Origin of the sequence: Virgibacillus proomii (assembly GCF_018916875.1) — a bacterium.
Lineage (GTDB): Bacteria > Bacillota > Bacilli > Bacillales > Amphibacillaceae > Virgibacillus > Virgibacillus proomii_B.
The window spans coordinates 1-2,212 of the sequence record NZ_JAHLNO010000026.1; the positions used below are offsets into that span (position 1 = coordinate 1).

Sequence of the window (2,212 nt, forward strand, 5' to 3'; positions counted from 1 at the left end):
AGTTGGGCACTCTAAGGTGACTGCCGGTGACAAACCGGAGGAAGGTGGGGATGACGTCAAATCATCATGCCCCTTATGACCTGGGCTACACACGTGCTACAATGGATGGAACAAAGGGCAGCGAAGCCGTGAGGCCAAGCAAATCCCACAAAACCATTCTCAGTTCGGATTGCAGGCTGCAACTCGCCTGCATGAAGCCGGAATCGCTAGTAATCGCGGATCAGCATGCCGCGGTGAATACGTTCCCGGGTCTTGTACACACCGCCCGTCACACCACGAGAGTTGGTAACACCCGAAGTCGGTGAGGTAACCGTAAGGAGCCAGCCGCCGAAGGTGGGACCAATGATTGGGGTGAAGTCGTAACAAGGTAGCCGTATCGGAAGGTGCGGCTGGATCACCTCCTTTCTAAGGATAATAAAAAGCGAAAACGACTGTTTAGCAACGTACGAATTGGACGTCTCCTGACGAGATAAAGGAAACACGATGAGCCGAAGGCGAATGGATGTTGACTTATCGTAGGAAGGAGAAGGAAATTCGCTAGTTGCTAGGAGTTTGAGCTAGACTATACGGAAGACATACTCGGTTGTTTGGTTCAGTTTTGAGAGAGTGATTTATCACTTTTACATTCGAAGATGGGCCTGTAGCTCAGCTGGTTAGAGCGCACGCCTGATAAGCGTGAGGTCGGTGGTTCAAGTCCACTCAGGCCCACCATCTGCTAATATAAAATTTACATGGGGCCTTAGCTCAGCTGGGAGAGCGCCTGCCTTGCACGCAGGAGGTCAGCGGTTCGATCCCGCTAGGCTCCATTTTTGTACCTTGAAAACTAAATAAGAGTAACAACGACATCAAACCAAAAGCTGAAGCGAATGCTTAGCGACATACGGACTGGACTGAACCGCAGGAGATAAAGGAAACACGAAGAGCCGAGAGGCAAATCAATGTTGACTTATCGTACGAAGGTAAAGGAAGTCAGGCAAGTCGCTATGAGCGGAAGCTAGAATAACCAAAGCAATAAAGGCGAAAAAGCGTCTAGCTTATTTCATGTGAAGCGAGTTAGTTAAGTGAATAAGGGCGCACGGTGGATGCCTTGGCACTAGGAGCCGAAGAAGGACGGGACTAACACCGATATGTCTCGGGGAGTCGTAAGTAGACGTTGATCCGGGAATTTCCGAATGGGGGAACCCACTGTTCGTAATGGAGCAGTACCTCTATCTGAATTCATAGGGTAGAGGAGGCAGACCCGGGGAACTGAAACATCTCAGTACCCGGAGGAAAGGAAAGCAAATGCGATTTCCCAAGTAGCGGCGAGCGAAACGGAACGAGCCCAAACCAGAAGGCTTGCCTTCTGGGGTTGTAGGACACTCCATAGGAGTTACCAAGAAGTTCTTTAGATGAAGCGATCTGGAAAGATCCGCCAAAGGAGGTAACAGCCCTGTAATCAAAAAGGAACTTCCTCCGGAGTGGATCCTGAGTACGGCGGAACACGAGAAATTCCGTCGGAATCCGGGAGGACCATCTCCCAAGGCTAAATACTCCCTAGTGACCGATAGTGAACCAGTACCGTGAGGGAAAGGTGAAAAGCACCCCGGGAGGGGAGTGAAAGAGAACCTGAAACCGTGTGCCTACAAGTAGTCGAAGCCCGTTTATGGGTGACGGCGTACCTTTTGTAGAATGGACCGGCGAGTTACGATCGTATGCAAGGTTAAGTGGAAGACACGGAGCCGCAGCGAAAGCGAGTCTGAACAGGGCGAACAGAGTATGCGGTCGTAGACCCGAAACCGTGTGATCTACCCATGTCCAGGGTGAAGGTCAGGTAACACTGACTGGAGGCCCGAACCCACGTATGTTGAAAAATGCGGGGATGAGGTGTGGGTAGGGGTGAAATGCCAATCGAACACGGAGATAGCTGGTTCTCTCCGAAATAGCTTTAGGGCTAGCCTCAAGGAAAGAGTACTGGAGGTAGAGCACTGATTGAACTAGGGGCCCTCATCGGGTTACCGAATTCAGTCAAACTCCGAATGCCAACTACTTATCCTTGGGAGTCAGACTATGGGTGATAAGGTTCATAGTCGAAAGGGAAACAGCCCAGACCGCCAGCTAAGGTCCCAAAGTATACGTTAAGTGGAAAAGGATGTGGAGTTGCTTAGACAACCAGGATGTTGGCTTAGAAGCAGCCACCATTTAAAGAGTGCGTAATAGCTCACTGGTCGAG

2 tRNA genes and 2 rRNA genes are annotated in these 2,212 nt (G+C 50.6%); all 4 read left to right on the forward strand.

Annotation, left to right across the window (positions count from 1 at the left end):
• Positions 1 to 405, forward strand: a 16S ribosomal RNA gene (locus KQI21_RS13900); the annotation flags it as partial.
• 229 nt (positions 406 to 634) lie between these two features.
• Positions 635 to 711, forward strand: a tRNA-Ile gene (locus KQI21_RS13905).
• A gap of 22 nt (positions 712 to 733) precedes the next feature.
• A tRNA-Ala gene (locus KQI21_RS13910) sits at positions 734 to 806 on the forward strand.
• 249 nt (positions 807 to 1,055) lie between these two features.
• Positions 1,056 to 2,212 (forward strand): 23S ribosomal RNA (locus KQI21_RS13915); the annotation flags it as partial.